Genomic DNA, 19,738 nt, shown 5'->3' with positions numbered 1-19,738 from the left:
ATTACTCAACACCGCTTTTCAAATTCATAAGAACTAATTTACTAATATGTTTTAAAGATTCAAAGACGCCTGTCCCTTGAGTTGCTACTCCTTCAAACTCTTGAAGATTCCATTTATTTAATTTCTCTGACAAGTCTTCTGCACTCATAACATTTGGAAGGTCGCGTTTATTCCACTGCATGATGATTGGAATTTGAGACATATCATAACCTTGCTCTAATAGATTACTTTCAAGACTTTTTAAACTTTCAATATTTGCGTCTAATCTTTCAACTTGAGAATCTGCAACAAAGACAACCCCATCAACACCTCGAAGAATTAACTTTCGACTTGCTTCATAGAAAACTTGTCCCGGAACAGTGTAAAGATGAAATCTCGTTTTAAACCCACGAATTTCACCAAGATCTAATGGAAGGAAATCGAAGAAGAGAGTTCTTTCATTTTCATTATTTAATGAAATGATTTTTCCTTTCGAGTCCCCAGAAGTTTTTTGATAAACGTGTTGTATATTTGTTGTTTTTCCACCAAGGCCTGGACCATAGTAAACAATTTTACAGTTAATTTCTTTTGAATGATAATTCACAAAAGACATATTGAGTCCTCAACTATTGAAGTGTTGATGCAAAGAGATTATCCATCTCTTCATCAGTAATATTATTAAATAGAGTTGAATCCTGAACTTCTTCTTTAAAGTTTACAAGACTCCAGAACTCAGAAAATCTCCAACTAATTTCTCTAAGTTTAGCCTTCACCATTCCAGGGTTAATTTCTTTAAAGTAAATTAGACCAAGGTAAACTTCTTCTCCACCAAGGTTTATTGGAACAATATAAATTCCCTTATCTGATGTATCAAAGCTTAGTCTGTATTCTTCTTCAAGACTTGAGTTTGGAATAAAGGAGGCCATCGCTCTCGCGGCCTGCCAAACACCACCAAGTAACGCTCCTACAGAGGCGTCGTCAAATTCTGAATTTAATTCATTCTTTACATAGAGAGGAACTCCATCCGAACGACAGAGGAATAAACTACTATTCGTTAACTGGGATAGATCAGCAACTTCTGAAAAGAATTCATCTGCTAACTTTGGTAAATTTCCTAGGTTAAACAAAACCACTCCCTGGTCTACATTTTCTTTTTATTTTCAAGTGCCTTAGCAATAGTCATTGTATCCAAGTATTCTAAGCTTCCACCCATTGGAATACCAAATCCAATTCTATCAACTTCTATATTCTCAGGTAAGACCTGCTTAATATAAGAGCATGTTGCATCCCCCTCTACAGAAGGATTAACAGCTAGAATAACACTTTCAACCTCTAAACTCTTTGCTCTTTTTACAAAGTTATCAATCTTGAGTTCTTCTGGGCCAATTCCCATAAGAGGATTCAATACTCCTCCTAAGATATGATAGAGGCCATCATAGTTTCCGCTTCGCTCAATAGCTAAGCAATCTGTTACATTTTCAACGACACAAATAGAGCGCCCCTCTTTTCTTCCAGCGTCCGCACAAATCTCACAAAGGTCATTATCCGAATACATTCCACAGTCCACACATGACTTTAGATGCGCCAAATTTTTCATGGCATCTCCAAAAGCATTTAGATCCTGTGAAGACCACTTCGCCAAAATAAGAGTCTGCCTTGTTGCAGTCTTATCACCAACTCCAGGAATCTTACTGAGCTGATCAATGACATTTAAGAGGGTTTCTGGAAGCTCAACCATCTTCTAGAAAAGTCCTGGAATATTTAATCCACCAGTCACTTTACTCATAGCACTACTAACCATATCCTGCGATTCTTTAACCGCTTGATTAACTGCAGTTTGAACTAACTCTTCAAGAGTTTCTACATCAGAAGGATCAACACACTCTGGATTAATCTTCATTTCAAGTATTTCTTGCTTTCCATTAATTTTAATCTTTACCATTCCACCGCCAGCAGAAATCTCCAACTCTCTCGACTCTAACTCTTTTTGAAGAGTAGACATCTTCTGTTGCATAACTTGTGCTTGCTTCATTAAATGATTTAAATTCTTTGCCATAAAAAGCTCCTAATTATTTTTCTCTTTTGAGATTACTATTTTATCTATTTTTGAATTAAAAATTGTTTCTGCCTGACGAATGAAAGGATTACTTCTAATCTTTTCTTTTTTAGCTTCTTCGACTTCCTCTTCTTCTATTTGCTTTATCTGTGCTTTTGATTTGAACTCAGAGTCAATGACTTGTTCCTGATTCACCATTTCAAGCTGGAGATTAACCTTACTTAATTCAACACTAAAGAAGTTCGCAACAAGCTCTTTCAACTTATCAAAAGATTCTTGCTCTTTTAAATAATCTAAAAAAACACGACTTGATTCTGGAAAGCCTATTTCAATTGAAACTGATGTGTCTGATTTGGATAATGGGGAGAGAATATTTCCCTGTTCAAGGTTTGCCGCTGATGCTGGAGAGACCTTAAAAAGATAGGCGAGAAAACCATCCCAATCTCTAGGCAGCTCTTCAACTGACTTCTCTTTAAGGATTTCTTCTTTTTTAGAGCTATCAGCAACTTCTTCAACAGGTGCTTCAGTAATAATTTTTTCAGAATCCTCTAGAGCCGTACTCATCTTAGAAAACTCTTCGCTCGCATCAATTTCTTCCTGAACTGGTTCAGGTTCGGTCACCACAGGAGTAGAGGCTTGCTCCTCCTCAACAATTGGAGCTTCTTCTTTAACTTCTTCTTTAAGTTTTAAAGTTTCAGAATTATTTACTTTTTTTTTAACCACTTCACCTTTTTCGAAGAAGGTATTTCTAAGTGTAACTTTCTGAAGAGCTATTTCTGTACAATTCTCAGGCGACAGTGACGACAAAGTCCAACTCACGTCCTTAGATATACTTTCATATATCCAAAAAACTTCTCCGGACTGCAACAGTGCTGAATCAACACTTGGCCATCTCTTCTTTAAGTTTTCACTATTATCTATCTGAGAAATAAAGAGATAGAACTCATCTAAAAGTGAGTGGCAGATATTTTTTACTGATACATTTTCATTTAATAAACTCTTATAAAGAGTTACGACTTCATCTCTATCGCCATTAATAATATTTGAAACGAGTTCAATAATGACTGATGTCTTAGCAAGCCCAAGTGCAAAGCTCACACTTTGCTCAGTAATCACACCATTTTCAGAGAAGCTTAAAACCTGATCAAGTAGAGAAAGTGTATCTCTAACAGAACCCTTCCCCTGTATAGAGATTTGCTTAATGATTGATTCATCTTCAAATTGAATATTTTCAACTTCACATATTTTCTTTAAGTGGGCCACAAGATCAACAACAGCGGCATTTCTAAAATCGAATCTTTGGCATCTTGATAGAACTGTTCCCAAAAGTTTTTCAGGTTCTGTTGTTGCTAGAATAAAAATAGCGTGAGCTGGTGGCTCTTCGAGAGTTTTCAAAAGCGCATTAAAAGCGCTCGTTGAAAGCATATGAACTTCATCGATTATATAGATTTTATACTTTCCACTTGTCGGCAGGTATTGAATATTTCCAATCAAGTCTCTAATGTCATCGACACTATTATTTGAAGCCCCATCAATTTCAACGACATTCATTGAGCTTGTGCTATCAAAATCCTGACAGCTCTCACAAACTCCACAAGAATTTGAGTCCTCTAATTTATTCTCGCATCTAATGGCCTTAGCAAAAATTCTTGCTACAGAAGTTTTTCCAATGCCTCGCGTTCCGGTGAGAATATAGGCGTGCCCCAGCTTGTCTCTCGACAAAGCATTCTGAAGAGATTTTGTTATATGCCCCTGGCCTATAACGTCTTGAAATCTCTTTGGTCTCCATTTTCTTGCTAGAACTTGATAAGACATTAAAACTATCCACTTCGATTAATTAATTCGTACTTCAAAGGTAATGAAATTAATAGATTTAGGCAATGAAAAAGGGGGGATTGTACAATCGAAGTGGCAGCCTAACTCAACGACACATCATACCAAAAGTTACCGTTGCTTCGTTCCCGACCTGGCGGAGTTCACCATGAATACAATTGCCGTGAGTCAGACTACCGACGTCATCTTATTTTCTTAAATCTATGATGTCAATCAGCAGATTTTTTATAGTGTATTTGCTTTAAAGCTGCGTATAATTGAGTAATGAAAAAAAATATTCTAATAATAGATGATGAGCCGCTGATTAGAGACTTAATTGAGGATTCAATTCAAAGGTTTTTCACGCAAGTAAACATAACTACTGCAAACGATGGACTCGAAGCATATCTAAACACTTCCCGTTTTAATTTTGACCTTATAATTACAGACCATAAGATGCCATTTTGCACAGGCCTAGACTTTATTAAGAAAATTAGAACAACAGATAATCTCAATTCAAGTACACCAATTATTGTTATTTCAGGATACATCCCTGAAATAGAAAATGAAGTTATAGTTTTAGAGAATCTATTCTACCTAGATAAACCATTTAAGACAGACAGACTAATTAAATACTGCAAGATCACCCTAGGTGCTTCTGGGTAGATCCTAATATTGTAATTATTTTTCAAATAAATACTTTATTATTACCGTTTTCAATTACTACTTCACGAGAAGCTACTATAAAATCTAATGGTAGTATAATTTCTAAATGGCGGAGAACATGAGATTCGAACTCACGAAGCGTTGCCGCTTACACGCTTTCCAAGCTGTTATTTTAATCTAATAATCCCAATATTTTCAATAGTTAACGCACTTAAAATTTTCTGCACACAGAATTTTGGTACCAAAGAAATCAAATAGTTACCAAAACTTTCACCCTTCAGTGCGTGCAGTTTGCGTGCAATTTCTTTCTTCAGAGGTTTGCGTGCACGACGGAGAAGAAGTTTTATTAGCTTTCTCTAATTCAGCTTCTTGTTGCCACTTACTAAGTAACTTAAAGACATCAGCAGCTCTTTTAATTTCTTCTTCTGTGTATTCTTCTTCAATCATTATCCCACCAAGGCCCACGTCTATTATCTAGCAACATTTTTCTCAATTCTTCTTTTAAATATCTATTTGATCTACCCAATTTATAGAAGGGGACATAACCATTGCTTGTCATATTTCTAAGGCGACCTACAGAAATGCGAAGATAGTCAGCTGCTTCTTCTGTTGTGAGCCATTCTTGATTTTCAAAATTTTTCGAATCAACATCTTCCATTTTCATAATCTTTTTAAAAATCACCCCAGTCACACTGTAGGCATACCAATCCCAGATCTCGCCACATTGAAACAACTTTCTTTCTGTCATCTACCACAAATAGCGGTGAATGCTTTCCCTGTATATGCCTCTCAAATAGCTCTTTTTTAACTATTGCATCATCACGGTAATCTTTTTCGCTTCTAAAAAATATTGAATCAAAGTGAACATCATGACCCTTTAGCCACTTTAAGGTAACATCTTTGTGAATTTCCTCTCTTCCAGTTAGAAGAATAATTTGATATTCATTTTTAAACTTATCAACTATCGCCTTACACCAAGTGTTCAGCGAGTCGTTCTCCATACTGGAATTAAATCTTTTCCAGTCGTTACCCTCCTCAAGATAGCCTCTTCTGTGGTCTATATTAGCTAAAGTTCCATCTACATCAATTATTATGCATTTATTTTTTTTCATATTTAATCTACAACAGTTGCCACAGGAGGTTTATCTACAATCTCTTTACGCTTCTTAATAAGGTCGTCTTTTTTCTTATTTATATCTTTAACAAACTGACTAATTGTACTTATGTCTGTTTTAATTTCATCTACCTTGGGTCGATCATCTGAAAGAGAAAGACTCTTATCATGGCCAATCATATATTTTGAGCATTTTGACATTTCAAAGCTAATTTTTGAAAAATCAGCATCATCAACTGTCACACCATTTAATCGTTGGGTTTGAATACCTTGCCCGAATCGAGTAACAACTTCATTAAAGAGAACTTCCTCAACTGCTCTTTCCCAAGTTTCTCTGATTCGACCATAAATAATGCCTGCTTCATGATTATAATCATCACCGTTAAGGTTTTTACTCTTTAGTGTATCAACATCATCACTTAAGGTTTTGATTCTTGCTTTAACATTCTGAGCGTGCCACGGATTTGTATTAAAAATAATTCCTGATTTTTTCCCGTCTTTTCTTATATTTTGTAGATGTGTTGGTACATTCAATTCTTTTGCGAAAAACTCGAGATCAAACAAGAAAGCAATATCGTGGGTAAATATGACGACTTGTCTTTCTTTAGCTTCTTGTACCAATCTCTTGGCGATATTCTTTCTGTATTGATGGTCTAAAGAAGTAACTGGGTCATCTAATATAAGTCCATTTTGGTGCTTCGCCGTATCCAGTTCAGCAAGTAGACCAGCAAGAGATGCAATTTTTTGCTCACCTTCACTTAATATCAAATCAATTTTACTCCTTGGAGGCATATTTGCTCCTTTTAGGCTCAATTGAAATGTTGGCTTACCATCCTTTGTAGATGAATCAATAAATAGGGGTATTTTCTCACCACCAAGTTTTGATAATTCGAGGGTTAAAGCTTTTAAAAATGTATCTTTTAAAGAGTTTGTTATGATCGAGCTTCCCTTTCTTGATATACTGGTATGGTCGAGAGCTTTTATCATTGTGTTATATTGGTCCAGAGCTTTTAAATAATTGATGTAGTCAACGAAGTCACTTTTCTTACTACTTGCTATTTTAAGAGAGTCTAATTCACTCTTTTCGTTTTTAGTTTTTTTCAGTTCTTCTGGATTAATACTCTTCTGAATTTCTTCTTTAGTCGCCTTAGTCTTTACAATTACTTGTTCAAAAATGGATATTTTGCTGTCATTTGATGTGTCACTGATTAATAACTTATCATCTTCTTTATTAATAGCATCTATAAACGCTAGACGATATGAGTTTAGTGAGTCGAGTTTCTCTTTCAATATTTTTACATTGTCTTCTGATAAACATATAAAATTCTGATCTAAGATTTTCTTTGCTTCTATGATCTTTGAATCATGTCCCTCTAAAAAGACTTTTACTTTATCTGTTTTTACAACGATATCATCAAAGTTCTTTTTTATCTTGCCCTCTGCAAAGCTCTTGAATGTTTCCAAGCGTTTTTTTGCATCAGGCTCAAGGTCTTGCTGACAAAAAACACATTTAGCTGTTTCATCAGGAAATGCACTATCTGGGTATGCGGTCTTTTCCGAAAACTCTTTTGCGGCATCATAAAGTACTCGCCACAACTCATTGCCAGTCCCAGAAATCATTCCATCAGTACTCATGCTTTGTGATAATTCATCTAAAGCTTTTTTACTATCGAGTTTGTTGTTTATTATTACTGAGAGGTTTTTTAGTTTTTCTTCAGAATACGACTTCTCCAATAGATCAAAGTCAGACTGCAGACTAGTAAGATTTGTAATTTCCTTATCTAACGCTGTTACCTTTTTCTTTACTTCAGCCTCATTGGCATCAACTATTTTTTTACTCAATGACACTAAATCACTTTCATTTTTCACTGACCATTCTAGCTTCTTTAATAATTCTTCACTATCAGTATCTTTTGTTATTTTTGATACATATTTATATATGGACGAGCTAAGATCAACTTTATCAAGGTTAATTTTAACTTCTTTAGGTTTTTCATTAGATAGTATATTTTTCACTTCCGAAATACAGTCTATAATTTTCTTAAAGATATCAGTACCACTCGGTAAATATATTAATTCATTTTTATCGGTAACCTGAATTTTCCCACACTTATTATCATAAACGACAATTTGTTGAAGAAATTCATTTCCTTCTGCATTGTTTGACCATTCATATTGAATGACATTCTCATTCTCAGAGAACTCTAATTTTACAGACGCTTGCGTTGTAGACTGCTCATCAAATACATTTGGAAGTACACTATCCACACTTCGAGCTTTACAACAACTCTTCAACAGTCTGCTATATCCTGATTTCCCGACACCGTTTTCACCATAAATAATAGTTAAGCCGTCTAATGCAAACTGCAGTTTTGAATCAGAGGTAAGGGCATTTACATTTGTTGGTGCTTCTAATTTCCTTAAGACAACTTTGCTACTTGATGCTCTTTCTATACTAGTAAAATCTGATCTATTTATTGGAGTGGCTTCTATAGATGAACTCTTACAATATCCATTCTGAGCAAGAACAATCTCTGCGACTTCTTTAACATCTTTGTTAGTATATTCACCAAACGAAAGTATCCTTCGGACAATATCTTGTTTCCAATCTTCCTGAGCTGTAGCCCAATCTAAAATTTCACTTAATATTGTCATTCCAACTCCTATTTGGGCTTCGTTCAAAACCTAATTTTTCTTATTAATTTTTTAAGATTATTTCTGGAGAATACTTCTCTACAATGGCCCTAACAATTTTTTTATGAACAGAAGTACACCTTGAACCAAATATAATTTCCTTAACGCTTATCTTAACAAATTGATCTGTCGAAATAACTCTATGCTCTCTTTCATAATTCCAAGCTTTTAATTTTTTCATCAAAACTTCTTGAGGTGTAGAGTGATACTGCAAAGTAGGTAAGTCATCTAAATATGTAACTGGGCCAGAATGAATAATGTCGAGACTATCTTCAACCGTCACACCAATACAAACACCTCTGTGACTATTTGCATAGTGAGACCACATAAGCATATTGTTATCATCCTTAGACAATGAACAAATGCGATGTTTTTGCTTTTGGTTAAAAAAGTCTTTAACCCACTTATCTATATTTTTCTCATTATCTTCATTCATAGAGTAATAATAATGTCCTTCCATTGGATCATTTAAAGTTTGAAATTGAGCTGCATACAATCTTTTATTAAGTATAATGTCTGCAAAAAACTCAAAATTATCTAATCCTCTATACTTATAGAAAACTTCCTCTCTCATTCATCTTCCTAGACTCTGGTCACGTTGTTTAAACCATCTTTTTAAGGCTTAAATTTTTTTATACTTCTAAATCATCATTAACTTCTTCAATTGAAATCACAAAAGTTTTTTGAATTGTATGAGTTCCACCCATGTTATCGCCATATTCATTAACAGCACTTGGGCCCTCTTCTTCTAACTCGATAGTATCTGCATCTATTTTTGTTAGAACTCCATAGTCATCCATTACCTGATGCAAGTTTCGAACCTTAACTTTTACATATTTTCCTAAAAACTTATCAAAATCAATCATTACCGACCTCTTCTTGAATCATGTAACCAAACTTCTCTTCAATTAGAACTTTTCTTGCTTCTATAAAGTCTTCAAATCTTTCCATTTTCCATAAATCTTTATCTTTAGGGATAAGATGCATATCTAGATAACTGTCATCCTTATCAGCAAACCAAACTTCAGGTAACGTGTCTGATTTACCACCAGCACCATTCTCTCCTGCACTCAAAAGCATACAATTTGCTATCTGATCTCTGAATTCAACCTTATATTTTCTAATGTTTCGTTTACCAGTTGTGGGATTAACTTCCTTGACCTTTTTAAGATGAGCTTGTGGAAATATGTGATCAACTTGCGGCAAGTTATTCTTATAGGCTGGTCTATAGTTAAAATCTTTATAAAGTAAGTTGAAAATCATATGGATTTGCTTGGAACCATAAGTTGCACCTAGGATAGTATTTTTGGTTATATCTAGATTCCTACCATCAGCTTTTATCACGCCAAATATAATGTCTGTGTCAAAGTCACTTAATTCAGTTATTTTTTTGGTACATTTATCAATCAAGTTATCTGGTGTTCCACTAAAAGATCCTGCTATCAAAGTTCTTAAGAAATATGTATCAAGACCTTTGGCCTTCTTCCATTTATCAGGATAGTGATATCTGAAGTAAATTACAGGAATTAGACCCAAATACGATGGCATTGCCTTATCTGTTCTTATATATGTTTGTGTTGCAATAAAATCCCTAACATCCAATATCGAATTGGATATATTCGTCCAGTCGTTGATTATCTGCTCTTTAGTTTTACCATCTCTAAATTTTTCAACCTTATAGCTTGCTCCTTTATTTAAAAGAGACAAGCAGGTTTTTAAAATAAAGTCCCTTGAAAAATTAAACTCAGATCCATTTAAATTCTCTAGCAGGTCTTCCATGTTTTCATCTGCGTCATCCCAAGATGATGTTAACAATGAAAATAATAAGTCTGATTTTCCAAGACGTGTTCCACCAGAGTTGGCCCTAATAAAAATTTCTACAACATCATCGTCATTATAATTCTCAGGGTTATCCACAGAATCAATTTCCTGATAGGTAATAACTTCAGATGTCGCAAAAATTGTATGTGCATTCATTAGATTGTCTTCGATTATCTCTGATTGCTCATCTGTTATATCATCAAATTTCGACAAGATATCTTTTGCCATTTGTCTTGGTTTATTTGAAAACACAACATCTTTAAATCTTACCCATGGCAATGTAACATTCTTCTTATCTATAAATTTAAATTCATATCGAATGTCATCAGGTGGAGCCTGTTTTCCACTGAGCACATTGAAGTAAAGTTCTTTTTTTTCATATGAACCCTGTAAGCCTATAAAAAAACTCTGTAATCTTTGCTGCCCATCTAAGACTAAAAGCTTTTGTTCCTCATTTGGGATTTCATTATAGTCTGACAGCTTAGTGTTTGATCTATACTTCTCAATAAAACGTCTAGTCTTGATTTCAGATTTTGTCTTCCAAACCAGAAATGTACTAATAGGGTATTCTCGTAAAACTGAATCAAATAATCTTTGAATTTGATCTTCACTCCACACAAAAGGACGCTGGATATTTGGTAACCAAAATCCACCTTCTTTTTCTGGGTTGTTTAGATAATTTACAATCTTCCTAATTGATTCTGTTTTGTTCTTCATTTTTAAAATTCCTATTTATAAACCCAACTAAACTCCAAGAGGTAACTCTGCTTGAGAAACAACTTCTTTGATTTCATCAGGCATAGATATTTGAGCAATACTTTCAATTTTCTTTCTTAAATTAAACAATCTTGCATTTGCCTGACGCAAAACATTTTCGTATGTTTTGGGAACAATTTTTATTTTTAAATCATCTAGTTTAGCTTCAACAGCAAATCGATCTTTTGTTGATCCTAAAACAAAACATTCCACAAATGTACTATCATCAATCGCACTAGAACGTTTAAGCTCTAATGCATAATCTCTAGCTTGATCAATTTCCTTTTGCTTTATATCAAATCCACCTTTTTTAAGTTCAACAATCAATACTTTGTCAGCACCAATGATTTCACCATCTTCACCATATCTACTTGATTCCCAAGCACCAACAGGGCTAGTTAAAAGATCTGGGCGTCTTTTAGCAGCCTGAAGCTTTGTTGAGTCTCCAGCTAAGAAATTATCAACAATATTTTTTAAGGTTCTATTTGACTGATACTCTATAGATTCATATTGAGGCCCAAATATCCAAAGTCCTTTTTCAAATAACGGCTGTAGCTCATGCAATTCATCAGTTTTTTTATCATGTACTAGTTTTTCCATTTCGTTAATTAGCTTAATTCTAGAGTCTAATTCATCTAATACAATCTCTGCCCAACGTGAATCCCATTTAGAAATAATTGTATTCCATCGATCAAGTTCATTAACAGAACACTGTGACAACTGTCTTAAGAGGTCGTAACCATGGCGTGATTTTTCAAGATTTGCAAAAATCTTTGAGGCATTGATTAAATCATCCTGTTTCATTGAAGGACAATCTGCTTGGAGTTGCTTAATAAAATCAACAACTCTTACTTGTGATACTAATCCTAACTCAGTGATTACACTTTTATTTGAAGATATTATTTCTTTTCTTGCATCCTCTCTAGTCGTGAAAAGAAGTTCATCGATTTTATTTGTAATATAATCATCAACTGCTTTTCCAACTATACGTGTAGCTTCAGTATCCTGAAATCCTTGCCAATCTGACTCAACTTGCTCATCAAGAAAGTTGGCCTTAATAACAAATCCATATTTTTTTGCAGACTTACTACGTCCATCCAGGTGGTTTTTTCCAGTTATTAGGTTTGTCCAAGAGGGATCCGAAACCATTCTGTTGTGTACCCACCATACAAGACCCCTTAAGCGTGAACTTCTTTCTGATAATGTTGAATCAATGAATATGACTTCCAATGTACCAAGATCAGGAATATCAATCTTATCAGAGTGAAATGTACTCAGGTCATCAAATATAATCTTTTCATTATTAATAAAAATATCAAAACTTGGATCCATTAGAAATTTGGAGCCAATAATATCTTTTAGATCTTCTATGCTTATAATTCCCTTTTCAGCAACAAGCTCTATTGTCGTACCATGTCCATCTGTTTTGATGTTCTTTTGTACATTTTGAATATCGAATGGCCTCTCAGAAGTCCCACTTTTCTTGACTATAAATTCGTTTAAAAGTCCATTCTTCTTAGTAATAACCTTGTAGCTCTCCGCAAAACAAAATGATGAATGCCTCCCTTTCCCCGACTTTCCAAATAATTTTCTTATTGGGTGAGGAGACGGTATATCTTCTGGAAAGATCACATCATTTCCCAAATTTTTTCTTCGTTTATAAGATAATGTTTCCCATCTCTCTTCAAACTCTTCAAAGGTTAATCCAATTCCATTGTCCTCAATCTTTAAAAGTTCTTTCTCTTTTTCTGGCCAAGTAATTTTAACAACGAGAGCTCCAGCATCAGAAGAATTTGCAATCAATTCCATCATTGCAACTTTTGGATTAGTAACCATATTCTTTGCATGATCTAATAAAAAATCTTCTCCAAACAGCATATATTGTCCTCTATATTACCTTGTAAACGCTTTACTATATTGTCTTTAAGCCTAGTTCTTTTAAAAAGGTATTGTGTTTCTCTCTAGCTTCTTCACTTCGCTTATTAATTTCGACAAGTTCGCTATGAACTAATTCCAAATCAATTTCTTCTTCTGGTTCTTGGGTTGTTATATATCTAGAAATGTTTAAATTAAAATCATGTTTTTTTTCTATTTCATCCAGAGTTACTCGTTTTGAATATAGAGGCTCTTCCTGACGATTCGTATATGTATCTACAATTTTTTTAATATGTTTAGGTAATAAATGATTTTGTCTTTTACCTTTCTCGAAATGCTCACTGGCATTTATAAATAATACATCATCAAATTTCTTGCATTTTTTTAAAACTAATATACATACAGGAATTCCTGTTGAATAAAACAAATTCGCAGGTAGTCCAATAACTGTATCGATATTGTTATCTCTTAATAGTTTTGCTCGAATTTCTTGCTCCGCTCCACCTCGAAACAACACTCCATGAGGTAATATAATTGCCATTGTTCCTTCATTAGATAAAAAGTGAAATCCATGAAGAAGAAATGCAAAGTCAGCTGCTGACTTCGGGGCTAGTCCATAGTTTTTAAACCTAAAATCATCCGCAAGTGTATCCGTTGGCTCCCATCTTAAACTAAATGGCGGATTGGCCACAATAGCATCACATTCCAATTTTTTTGATGGATTCATCTCATTTAATAAATCCCAATCGTTAAACAGAGAATCACCGTGATGAATTTCAAACTCAGTATCTTTAAGACCATGAAGGAGCATATTCATACGTGCTAAGTTATATGTTGTAATGTTCTTTTCTTGACCGTAGATCTTCCCAATACTTCCCTTATTATCACCAACACGCCTACGTACATTTAAAAGTAGAGATCCTGACCCACAAGCAAAGTCTAAAACTTTATCCAGTTTTTTCTTTGGTCCTTTTGACGGGTCTTGTGCGTCAAGCGATACAATTTCAGATAAGATTGTAGACATCGCTTGAGGTGTATAAAATTCGCCTGCCTTTTTCCCTGATCCCGCAGCAAATTGCCCTATCAAATACTCGTAAGCATCACCAAGTGTGTCACTGTCCGCAGAGAACTGTGCAATCCCTTCTGCAATTTTCTGAACAATATTACACAGCTTTTTATTTCTATCAGTATACTTTTTTCCTAGCTTTTCAGAATCAAGATTAATTTCTGAAAACAGACCTTGAAATGTACTCTCAAAAGATTCGTTCTCAATATACTTAAATCCTTTTTGTAAAACATGAAGTAGATCTTCGTTTTGAGTACGTGCCAATTCAGCGATATTAGTCCATAAATATTCAGGCTTAATTACATAATGAACCTTCCTACGCATCTGTTTTTCAAATGCGTTAACATCTTTTCCATTCTGCTTGTACCAGATCGATATAGGTGCAGTTTTGTTATCGTTACTTAACTTAGGGTAATCTTTACCAAGCTCCTTTTTAGCTGCTAATTCATAATTATCAGACAAATATCGGAGAAACAAAAATGAAAGCATGTAATCACGAAAATCATCAGCATTCATTGCTCCACGTAGATCATTTGCGATTGCCCATAATGTTTTACCTAATTGATTTAATTGTTCTTTTGTCATTTATTTTTACTCCGTTCGCAAAACAAACTGATATTTATCTTTTAGTTTCTCAAGAATATTATTAAATAGTAATTCGTTATCAGGATTCATCTTTTCTGTTTGATATCTATAGACTTTTTCATGTGCAAGAACGTTAAGAATATTCGACACCTCGTCTTCATTCTCAATGCCTATTTGGTTCAAAACATATGAAAATTGGCCAACCCCCAAAAATGAAGCGATATTTTCCAAGACTTGTCTTAACAAAGCAAAATGAAATGTAACCAAGCTATTTTCTGAATTTGCCTTGTCTAAAGTTTGCAGCAAGTGAAGGTGATATAGAAAAATACTTTTCCGAATTGGTTCAAGTTGCAGGCCTTCTTCTTTTCGATTGACAATTAATTGTTTAGTGTTTTTTTTGTATTTATCAGCTTTTTCACCCTTTGTTAACCAATTAGACAATATCGAATAAATTCCAATATGATGGGTAGTTATAATAATTTTTCTATGCTCAAAATGTTTTTCAATTAACGCATACAAAGTTGTAGCAGTTATGAATATATTATGATCATCAAGACTTGAAACGGGATCATCAATAAAAAAATGAGCATTTTGTTCATCGGCCCATCCTTCAACTTCAAACATCGCAAGAAATAAACACCAGACAAAGATTCGCTCTTCGCCTCTAGAAATTTTTATTTGCTCTTGATCTTCTTCGCTTTGACCTACAATGAACCTAATTCCCTCTATACCTTTTTCCATATCATCATCAATATAATCAAAGAAAAAATTATATTTCGGTTTATATAACTCCAATTTTTTCATAACATCTTCTTCTGTGAAAAGAGAATGGAATTTGTTAAGACTACTTTTTTTAATCATTAATCGTATGTTGCTCTCATCATTCTCAATATCATTATCCCATGAGAATAAATCTTCACTAAAGGCGTTATAATAAACACCTGTATGCCTACTTTCGCTTTTGGTTGCATTTTTATATGCTATCGACAGTCTTGTTTTCCCAGTTGTGTTAAAGGCATAAATTAAAACAATTTTTTCTTTCAATTTATATATTTCATCTGCAATTTCTACTATGGACATTAATGATCTCCTTCTAGCTGAGGAAACAATTGTTGAAGAAGTCCTGTTTGATGCTGAGTGAGATTTTCAAGCCACGAACAAGCATTAGTAATGATCAAATCTAGAGATGATAAAACTTTTGCTATTTTTTCTTGCTCATCTCGCTCTGGGATATAAATATTAATTTTTTCAATATGTTTAGATGATAAATTAGGAGGCTCTGCTCCTGCGATGTTTTTTTCTATTTTCTCTACAATATTTGATTTTTGTAATAAAAAATATATAAATGATTGGTCATTTGAAGTAACTATTTTGGCAACCCGCTGGTTTAACAACGCACCGTCATACTCATCATCTACTTGAGCTATTTTCAATTCTCCACTTAAAATTGGACGAGTTAATGCCATTACATAGTCACCTTTATTTACAATGGATTTTTCAAATTTATTTTTATGTTCTTCAGGCAAAAAGGAAGGTGACTTGGGTGTCATTTTCTGCAAGCCTACATCTGCAATTTTTAACCACCTTACACCATTACTTACACTATCCTTACTAGAGAATGCATAACCTTGTTCCAGAGAAAATACGTCCTTCATTGGTTTCTCATCCCACTTTTTCCGATTTGCAAATTCGGAAAATCTGATACTAGGTACAGCCTTACCATTATGTGGAAATAGTTGTTGTAAAAGTGCATTTTTATATCTTTTTAAACTTTTGATTTTTTCATTTTGTGTTAAAATTAAGTCATCAAGAGACAAGAGGCAGTCCGCTATCTTCTTCTGCTCTTTGGGTGAGGTAATACCAATAGGCAGAGGCTCAAGCTCTTTGTAATATAAATTTTTAACGTTTTGTCCCTCTACGACTTTTGCAAACTGACGATACATACTCTTAAAATAATATGTATAAAATAGTGGATTTTCTTTAGTTTCAAATACACTAATCATTTCTCCAATTGCAACACCTTCCAGAGGAAGATAGCAACAACACTTCCCAAAATCCTCTGGTTTTTCTCCAACCCTTGGTACCAATATTTCTCCACCTTTACTAAAGCGTAACTTTTCAGGCTCGATATTAGTCCTTGAGTATACCTCCCTTATAACGGGACCAAATTTTGTATACAACTCCCCATATCTAACACATGGAGTTTTAGCATCTTCTGACAAAGACCACTTTGGGGCACTTTTTCCATAATAAAAACTTCCCAAACTCCCTATTATCGTATTTCCCCATTCCCCATTGCTTTCAAACTCAGAAAAACGTAAAGCTGGAATCATCTTTTTTCTTCTATTATTCATATGCAGCTAACCCCGATATCTCTCTTCCATTCGCTAACTTTTTAAATAAAGGCAATAGATCTGCCATTAATTCTTCTTCTTTAGAAGTTCGCTCTTTCCATCCAAGATCAAATGGCTCCATTAAATCACTTAACTTTTCTCCATCAAAAATCATGCGATCCATTATATTTTCAACAAATTTAAATAAAACAGATGAATCAAGACCATGTTTAGTAGCAATATTTGAAATATCTTTTTGCACTTTTTGATCTTTAAAATTTTTATAACCATCTCTGATTTGATCTTCTGTTAAGCCTTCACCAATCTTGAGAGTATTGATATAAGCAACTATATCATCTCGATCATCCAAAAAGTTTGAATTTGCAGCGAGTAATCCAATTAGCTGATCTCTAGACATTTTTCGTTTTGATGTGCCCTGAGTATATTGAGCAATAAGCTTCATGATATAGTCATAGTCAATTATGGCAGATGAGAATAAAACAAATTCAAAGTCTAGTTGAGCAATATCGCTATCTGGATCAGCTTTTACTTGCTGCTCTTTAAACACCTTTGCAATTTCTAAGTAGGCTCCCCTGAAGCCTCGTAAATCTTCTTCAGGAATACTTTCATCAATTTGCTCTTTTTGCTCAGTTGTTAGATCAGTATATTGATCAAGCTGAGTTTTAAGACGTTGAACTTCTTTAAACTTATTTAAGAATCCAGCTCTAGCCTCGTCGCCTTTAAGCTTATGGGCAGAATCTGGGGAACAAGGAAGATCATGTTCTTTCAAAAAGCCTTCTAAGTCTTTTACTGCTTCCTCTAACTTATCAATGACTACTGGAGCAGGTTCAACAAGCCATATCTCTTTTGGTTGATCTACTTTCTCTCCAGAAAACAATTTAATTGCATCATCAACTGCATCTTGCTGACTTCTAAAATCTAAAATATTTCCGTATGGCTTTGTGTCATTTAACACACGATTAGTTCTTGAGAAGGCCTGAATCAAACCGTGATATTTTAGGTTTTTATCAACATAGAGTGTGTTTAGATATTTTGAATCGAAACCAGTAAGAAGCATATCTACGACAATTACAATATCTATCTTATTTTTATGTGCATAATCAGCATTTGAAAATTTCTGATCTTTGATTCTTTTCTGTACATCTTGATAGTAAAGATCAAACTCATTAACAGTATGATTTGTTCCATATAAGGCGTTGTAATCATCCATAATGATGGCCAGAGCTTCTTTTTTCTTATCAGGATCAAATTGATTATCAAATCTTTCTTGATGTAGATCTTCTTGAAGTTGTTTTACATCTTGGTTTCCTTCCGCTGGAGGAGAAAAAACGCAAGCAATATTTAGGGGAATAAATGAATCATCGCTTTTGTATCTTTCATTTTGATAATCAGTAAACAAATAATAATAGTCAATAGCATCACTAATTGACGAAGTAGCCAAGACTGCATTAAACCTGCGATCGTTTGTAGCTTTATCATGCTTATCTAGGATTGTACGAATTACTGCTTCTTTAGATACTGCTTCCCCAGGCTTAATTTTTTGCTTCTTCTCGCTATCTAATTCTGATTTAAAATAATCAATATGAAAGCGTAGGACGTTTCGATCATCAATCGCATTTGTTATCGTATAAGAATGAAGCTCTTTCTCAAAAACATCAGTAGTTGTTTTATATGTAGCTTCATTACCATCAACTTGCTTATAAGTAGCATTGTCATCAAAGATTGGAGTCCCTGTAAAACCAAATAGCTGGGCCTTAGGAAAAAACTCTTTTATAGCTTTATGGTTATCTCCAAACTGAGATCTGTGACACTCATCAAAAATAATCGCAACACGCTTTGAGCTAAGTGATTCAAGCTTATCTTTCCATTTACCTTCACCCAGAGCAATTCCTAGCTTTTGAATAGTGGTTACAATAACTTTATCTGCATGATCATCAGATAAAAGTCTTTTAACTAATGCTCCAGTATTTGTATTCTGCTCAACACAGCCTTCCTGAAACTTATTAAACTCTTCACGTGTTTGGCGATCTAGATCTTTTCTATCAACAACAAATAAACATTTATGAATATCGTTGTTTTCTTTTAGAAGCGTTGAAGCTTTAAAAGAGGTTAACGTCTTTCCTGACCCCGTTGTATGCCAGATATATCCATTTCCACGATTATCTTTAATACACTCTACAATAGCTTTTACTGCATATATTTGATATGGCCTCATGATCATCAGCTTTTGTTCACTTACCACGAGAACCATATAACGGCTGATTAGTTCTCCAAGCTTACATTTTGATAAAAACTTTTCCGAGAAGTCATGAAGGTGAGTAATTTTATTATTTTTTTCATCTGCCATTTGATAAATCGGAAGAAACCTTTCATCGGCATTAAAAGAGAAGTGTTGCTTATGATTGTTTGCAAAATAATATGTATTGTTTTTATTACTAACAATAAAAAGTTGGATAAAGCAAAGAAGTGTATTCGTATAACCGTTCCCAGCATCATTTTTGTAATCAACAATTTGCTCCATAGCTCGTCGTGGATTAATTTCAAGAGTCTTTAACTCTATCTGGGTAACAGGAACACCATTTATGAGCAAAAGAACATCATATCGATGATGGCTGTTAGCTGTGTTCATTCTTAGCTGGTTAATTACTTCAAACTCGTTTTTACACCAGTCTTTAATGTTTACAAGAGTATATTGTAGAGGTGTTCCATCTTCACGAATGAAGGTATTTCTCTCTCTTAATGTTTTGGCTGCTTTAAAGACATCATTGCTTACAATTTCATCTTTAAGCCTTTCAAATTCCGAATTTGTAAGATTAACCTGATTTAATGCTTCGAACTTTTTACGAAAGTTACTTTCAAGAGCATCACGATCTCTAATATCAGGTCGATAGGTATATTTAAGATCTTTAAGCTTCTCAATAAATGCTTCTTCAATTTTAGCTTCATTTAAAGTCATTCTT

The 19,738-nt window shown here is 34.0% G+C and carries 18 protein-coding genes, 1 tRNA gene and 1 other RNA gene; 1 reads left to right on the top strand and 19 read right to left on the bottom strand.

Annotated elements, in window-relative coordinates:
• Position 1: 1 nt before the first annotated feature.
• The 6 genes from CES88_RS08765 to ffs all read right to left on the bottom strand — a co-directional run bounded on the left by CES88_RS08765 (position 2) and on the right by ffs (position 4,043).
• Complete coding sequence (locus tag CES88_RS08765; RefSeq protein ID WP_290733449.1) at positions 2-592, bottom strand: ADP-ribosylation factor-like protein; 591 nt, start codon at positions 590-592, stop codon at positions 2-4.
• Positions 593-605: 13 nt separating this feature from the next.
• Positions 606-1,106 carry a hypothetical protein gene (locus tag CES88_RS08760; protein WP_290733447.1) on the bottom strand — a complete coding sequence of 167 codons (501 nt, stop codon included), beginning with the start codon at positions 1,104-1,106 and terminating at the stop codon, positions 606-608.
• A gap of 14 nt (positions 1,107-1,120) precedes the next feature.
• Positions 1,121-1,717, bottom strand: a complete 597-nt coding sequence (gene recR, locus CES88_RS08755; RefSeq protein WP_290733445.1) for a recombination mediator RecR — start codon at positions 1,715-1,717, stop codon at positions 1,121-1,123.
• A gap of 3 nt (positions 1,718-1,720) precedes the next feature.
• Positions 1,721-2,035 (bottom strand): YbaB/EbfC family nucleoid-associated protein, encoded by a 315-nt coding sequence (locus CES88_RS08750; protein WP_290733443.1) that lies wholly within the window; start codon positions 2,033-2,035, stop codon positions 1,721-1,723.
• 9 nt (positions 2,036-2,044) lie between these two features.
• On the bottom strand, positions 2,045-3,850 hold the full coding sequence (gene dnaX, locus CES88_RS08745) for a DNA polymerase III subunit gamma/tau (RefSeq protein WP_290733440.1): 1,806 nt from the start codon (positions 3,848-3,850) through the stop codon (positions 2,045-2,047).
• 95 nt (positions 3,851-3,945) lie between these two features.
• Positions 3,946-4,043, bottom strand: an RNA gene (ffs, locus tag CES88_RS08740) — signal recognition particle sRNA small type.
• Between the two features lie 89 nt (positions 4,044-4,132).
• Between ffs and CES88_RS08735 the strand changes: the two genes are divergently transcribed.
• Positions 4,133-4,513, top strand: a complete 381-nt coding sequence (locus CES88_RS08735) for a response regulator (RefSeq protein ID WP_290733438.1) — start codon at positions 4,133-4,135, stop codon at positions 4,511-4,513.
• Positions 4,514-4,620: 107 nt separating this feature from the next.
• Here CES88_RS08735 and CES88_RS08730 read toward each other — a convergent pair.
• The 13 genes from CES88_RS08730 to CES88_RS08670 form a co-directional block, all read right to left on the bottom strand.
• Positions 4,621-4,700 (bottom strand) — tRNA-Ser (locus CES88_RS08730).
• 83 nt (positions 4,701-4,783) lie between these two features.
• Positions 4,784-4,960 carry a hypothetical protein gene (locus tag CES88_RS08725; RefSeq protein ID WP_290733436.1) on the bottom strand — a complete coding sequence of 59 codons (177 nt, stop codon included), beginning with the start codon at positions 4,958-4,960 and terminating at the stop codon, positions 4,784-4,786.
• Positions 4,953-5,177: a helix-turn-helix domain-containing protein gene (locus tag CES88_RS08720; protein ID WP_290733434.1), complete on the bottom strand. Its 225-nt coding sequence runs from the start codon at positions 5,175-5,177 to the stop codon at positions 4,953-4,955. The genes CES88_RS08725 and CES88_RS08720 overlap by 8 nt, the downstream gene beginning before the upstream one ends.
• A gap of 7 nt (positions 5,178-5,184) precedes the next feature.
• Positions 5,185-5,625 (bottom strand): HAD family acid phosphatase, encoded by a 441-nt coding sequence (locus CES88_RS08715; RefSeq protein ID WP_290733432.1) that lies wholly within the window; start codon positions 5,623-5,625, stop codon positions 5,185-5,187.
• Between the two features lie 2 nt (positions 5,626-5,627).
• Positions 5,628-8,282, bottom strand: a complete 2,655-nt coding sequence (locus tag CES88_RS08710) for a hypothetical protein (RefSeq protein WP_290733430.1) — start codon at positions 8,280-8,282, stop codon at positions 5,628-5,630.
• A gap of 43 nt (positions 8,283-8,325) precedes the next feature.
• Entirely contained in the window at positions 8,326-8,895 is a 570-nt protein-coding gene (locus CES88_RS08705) for a DUF2971 domain-containing protein (protein WP_290733428.1), read from the bottom strand.
• 58 nt (positions 8,896-8,953) lie between these two features.
• On the bottom strand, positions 8,954-9,187 hold the full coding sequence (locus tag CES88_RS08700) for a hypothetical protein (protein WP_290733426.1): 234 nt from the start codon (positions 9,185-9,187) through the stop codon (positions 8,954-8,956).
• Complete coding sequence (locus CES88_RS08695; RefSeq protein WP_290733424.1) at positions 9,180-10,859, bottom strand: DUF262 domain-containing HNH endonuclease family protein; 1,680 nt, start codon at positions 10,857-10,859, stop codon at positions 9,180-9,182. The genes CES88_RS08700 and CES88_RS08695 overlap by 8 nt, the downstream gene beginning before the upstream one ends.
• A gap of 27 nt (positions 10,860-10,886) precedes the next feature.
• Entirely contained in the window at positions 10,887-12,776 is a 1,890-nt protein-coding gene (locus CES88_RS08690) for an ATP-binding protein (protein ID WP_290733422.1), read from the bottom strand.
• Positions 12,777-12,810: 34 nt separating this feature from the next.
• On the bottom strand, positions 12,811-14,424 hold the full coding sequence (locus CES88_RS08685; RefSeq protein ID WP_290733421.1) for a type I restriction-modification system subunit M: 1,614 nt from the start codon (positions 14,422-14,424) through the stop codon (positions 12,811-12,813).
• Between the two features lie 6 nt (positions 14,425-14,430).
• Positions 14,431-15,504 carry an AAA family ATPase gene (locus CES88_RS08680; RefSeq protein ID WP_290733419.1) on the bottom strand — a complete coding sequence of 358 codons (1,074 nt, stop codon included), beginning with the start codon at positions 15,502-15,504 and terminating at the stop codon, positions 14,431-14,433.
• On the bottom strand, positions 15,504-16,778 hold the full coding sequence (locus CES88_RS08675) for a restriction endonuclease subunit S (RefSeq protein WP_290733417.1): 1,275 nt from the start codon (positions 16,776-16,778) through the stop codon (positions 15,504-15,506). Before CES88_RS08675 ends, CES88_RS08680 begins: the two co-directional genes overlap by 1 nt.
• On the bottom strand, positions 16,771-19,734 hold the full coding sequence (locus tag CES88_RS08670) for a type I restriction endonuclease subunit R (RefSeq protein WP_290733415.1): 2,964 nt from the start codon (positions 19,732-19,734) through the stop codon (positions 16,771-16,773). Before CES88_RS08670 ends, CES88_RS08675 begins: the two co-directional genes overlap by 8 nt.
• Between the last annotated feature and the right edge of the window lie 4 nt (positions 19,735-19,738).

The sequence above is a fragment of the Halobacteriovorax sp. JY17 genome, from assembly GCF_002753895.1.
In the GTDB taxonomy this organism is placed as follows: domain Bacteria; phylum Bdellovibrionota; class Bacteriovoracia; order Bacteriovoracales; family Bacteriovoracaceae; genus Halobacteriovorax.
The sequence above is the reverse complement of the archived record's forward strand: the minus strand, read 5'-3'. Positions and strand labels throughout refer to the sequence as shown.

Coding starts and splice junctions, on each gene's coding strand:
- CES88_RS08765 (WP_290733449.1), bottom strand. CDS start 592: ATGTCTTTTGTGAATTATCATTCAAAAGAAATTAACTGTAAAATTGTT.
- recR (WP_290733445.1), bottom strand. CDS start 1,717: ATGGTTGAGCTTCCAGAAACCCTCTTAAATGTCATTGATCAGCTCAGT.
- CES88_RS08750 (WP_290733443.1), bottom strand. CDS start 2,035: ATGGCAAAGAATTTAAATCATTTAATGAAGCAAGCACAAGTTATGCAA.
- dnaX (WP_290733440.1), bottom strand. CDS start 3,850: ATGTCTTATCAAGTTCTAGCAAGAAAATGGAGACCAAAGAGATTTCAA.
- CES88_RS08735 (WP_290733438.1), top strand. CDS start 4,133: ATGAAAAAAAATATTCTAATAATAGATGATGAGCCGCTGATTAGAGAC.
- CES88_RS08725 (WP_290733436.1), bottom strand. CDS start 4,960: ATGATTGAAGAAGAATACACAGAAGAAGAAATTAAAAGAGCTGCTGAT.
- CES88_RS08720 (WP_290733434.1), bottom strand. CDS start 5,177: ATGAAAATGGAAGATGTTGATTCGAAAAATTTTGAAAATCAAGAATGG.
- CES88_RS08715 (WP_290733432.1), bottom strand. CDS start 5,625: ATGAAAAAAAATAAATGCATAATAATTGATGTAGATGGAACTTTAGCT.
- CES88_RS08710 (WP_290733430.1), bottom strand. CDS start 8,282: ATGACAATATTAAGTGAAATTTTAGATTGGGCTACAGCTCAGGAAGAT.
- CES88_RS08705 (WP_290733428.1), bottom strand. CDS start 8,895: ATGAGAGAGGAAGTTTTCTATAAGTATAGAGGATTAGATAATTTTGAG.
- CES88_RS08700 (WP_290733426.1), bottom strand. CDS start 9,187: ATGATTGATTTTGATAAGTTTTTAGGAAAATATGTAAAAGTTAAGGTT.
- CES88_RS08695 (WP_290733424.1), bottom strand. CDS start 10,859: ATGAAGAACAAAACAGAATCAATTAGGAAGATTGTAAATTATCTAAAC.
- CES88_RS08690 (WP_290733422.1), bottom strand. CDS start 12,776: ATGCTGTTTGGAGAAGATTTTTTATTAGATCATGCAAAGAATATGGTT.
- CES88_RS08685 (WP_290733421.1), bottom strand. CDS start 14,424: ATGACAAAAGAACAATTAAATCAATTAGGTAAAACATTATGGGCAATC.
- CES88_RS08680 (WP_290733419.1), bottom strand. CDS start 15,504: ATGTCCATAGTAGAAATTGCAGATGAAATATATAAATTGAAAGAAAAA.
- CES88_RS08675 (WP_290733417.1), bottom strand. CDS start 16,778: ATGAATAATAGAAGAAAAAAGATGATTCCAGCTTTACGTTTTTCTGAG.
- CES88_RS08670 (WP_290733415.1), bottom strand. CDS start 19,734: ATGACTTTAAATGAAGCTAAAATTGAAGAAGCATTTATTGAGAAGCTT.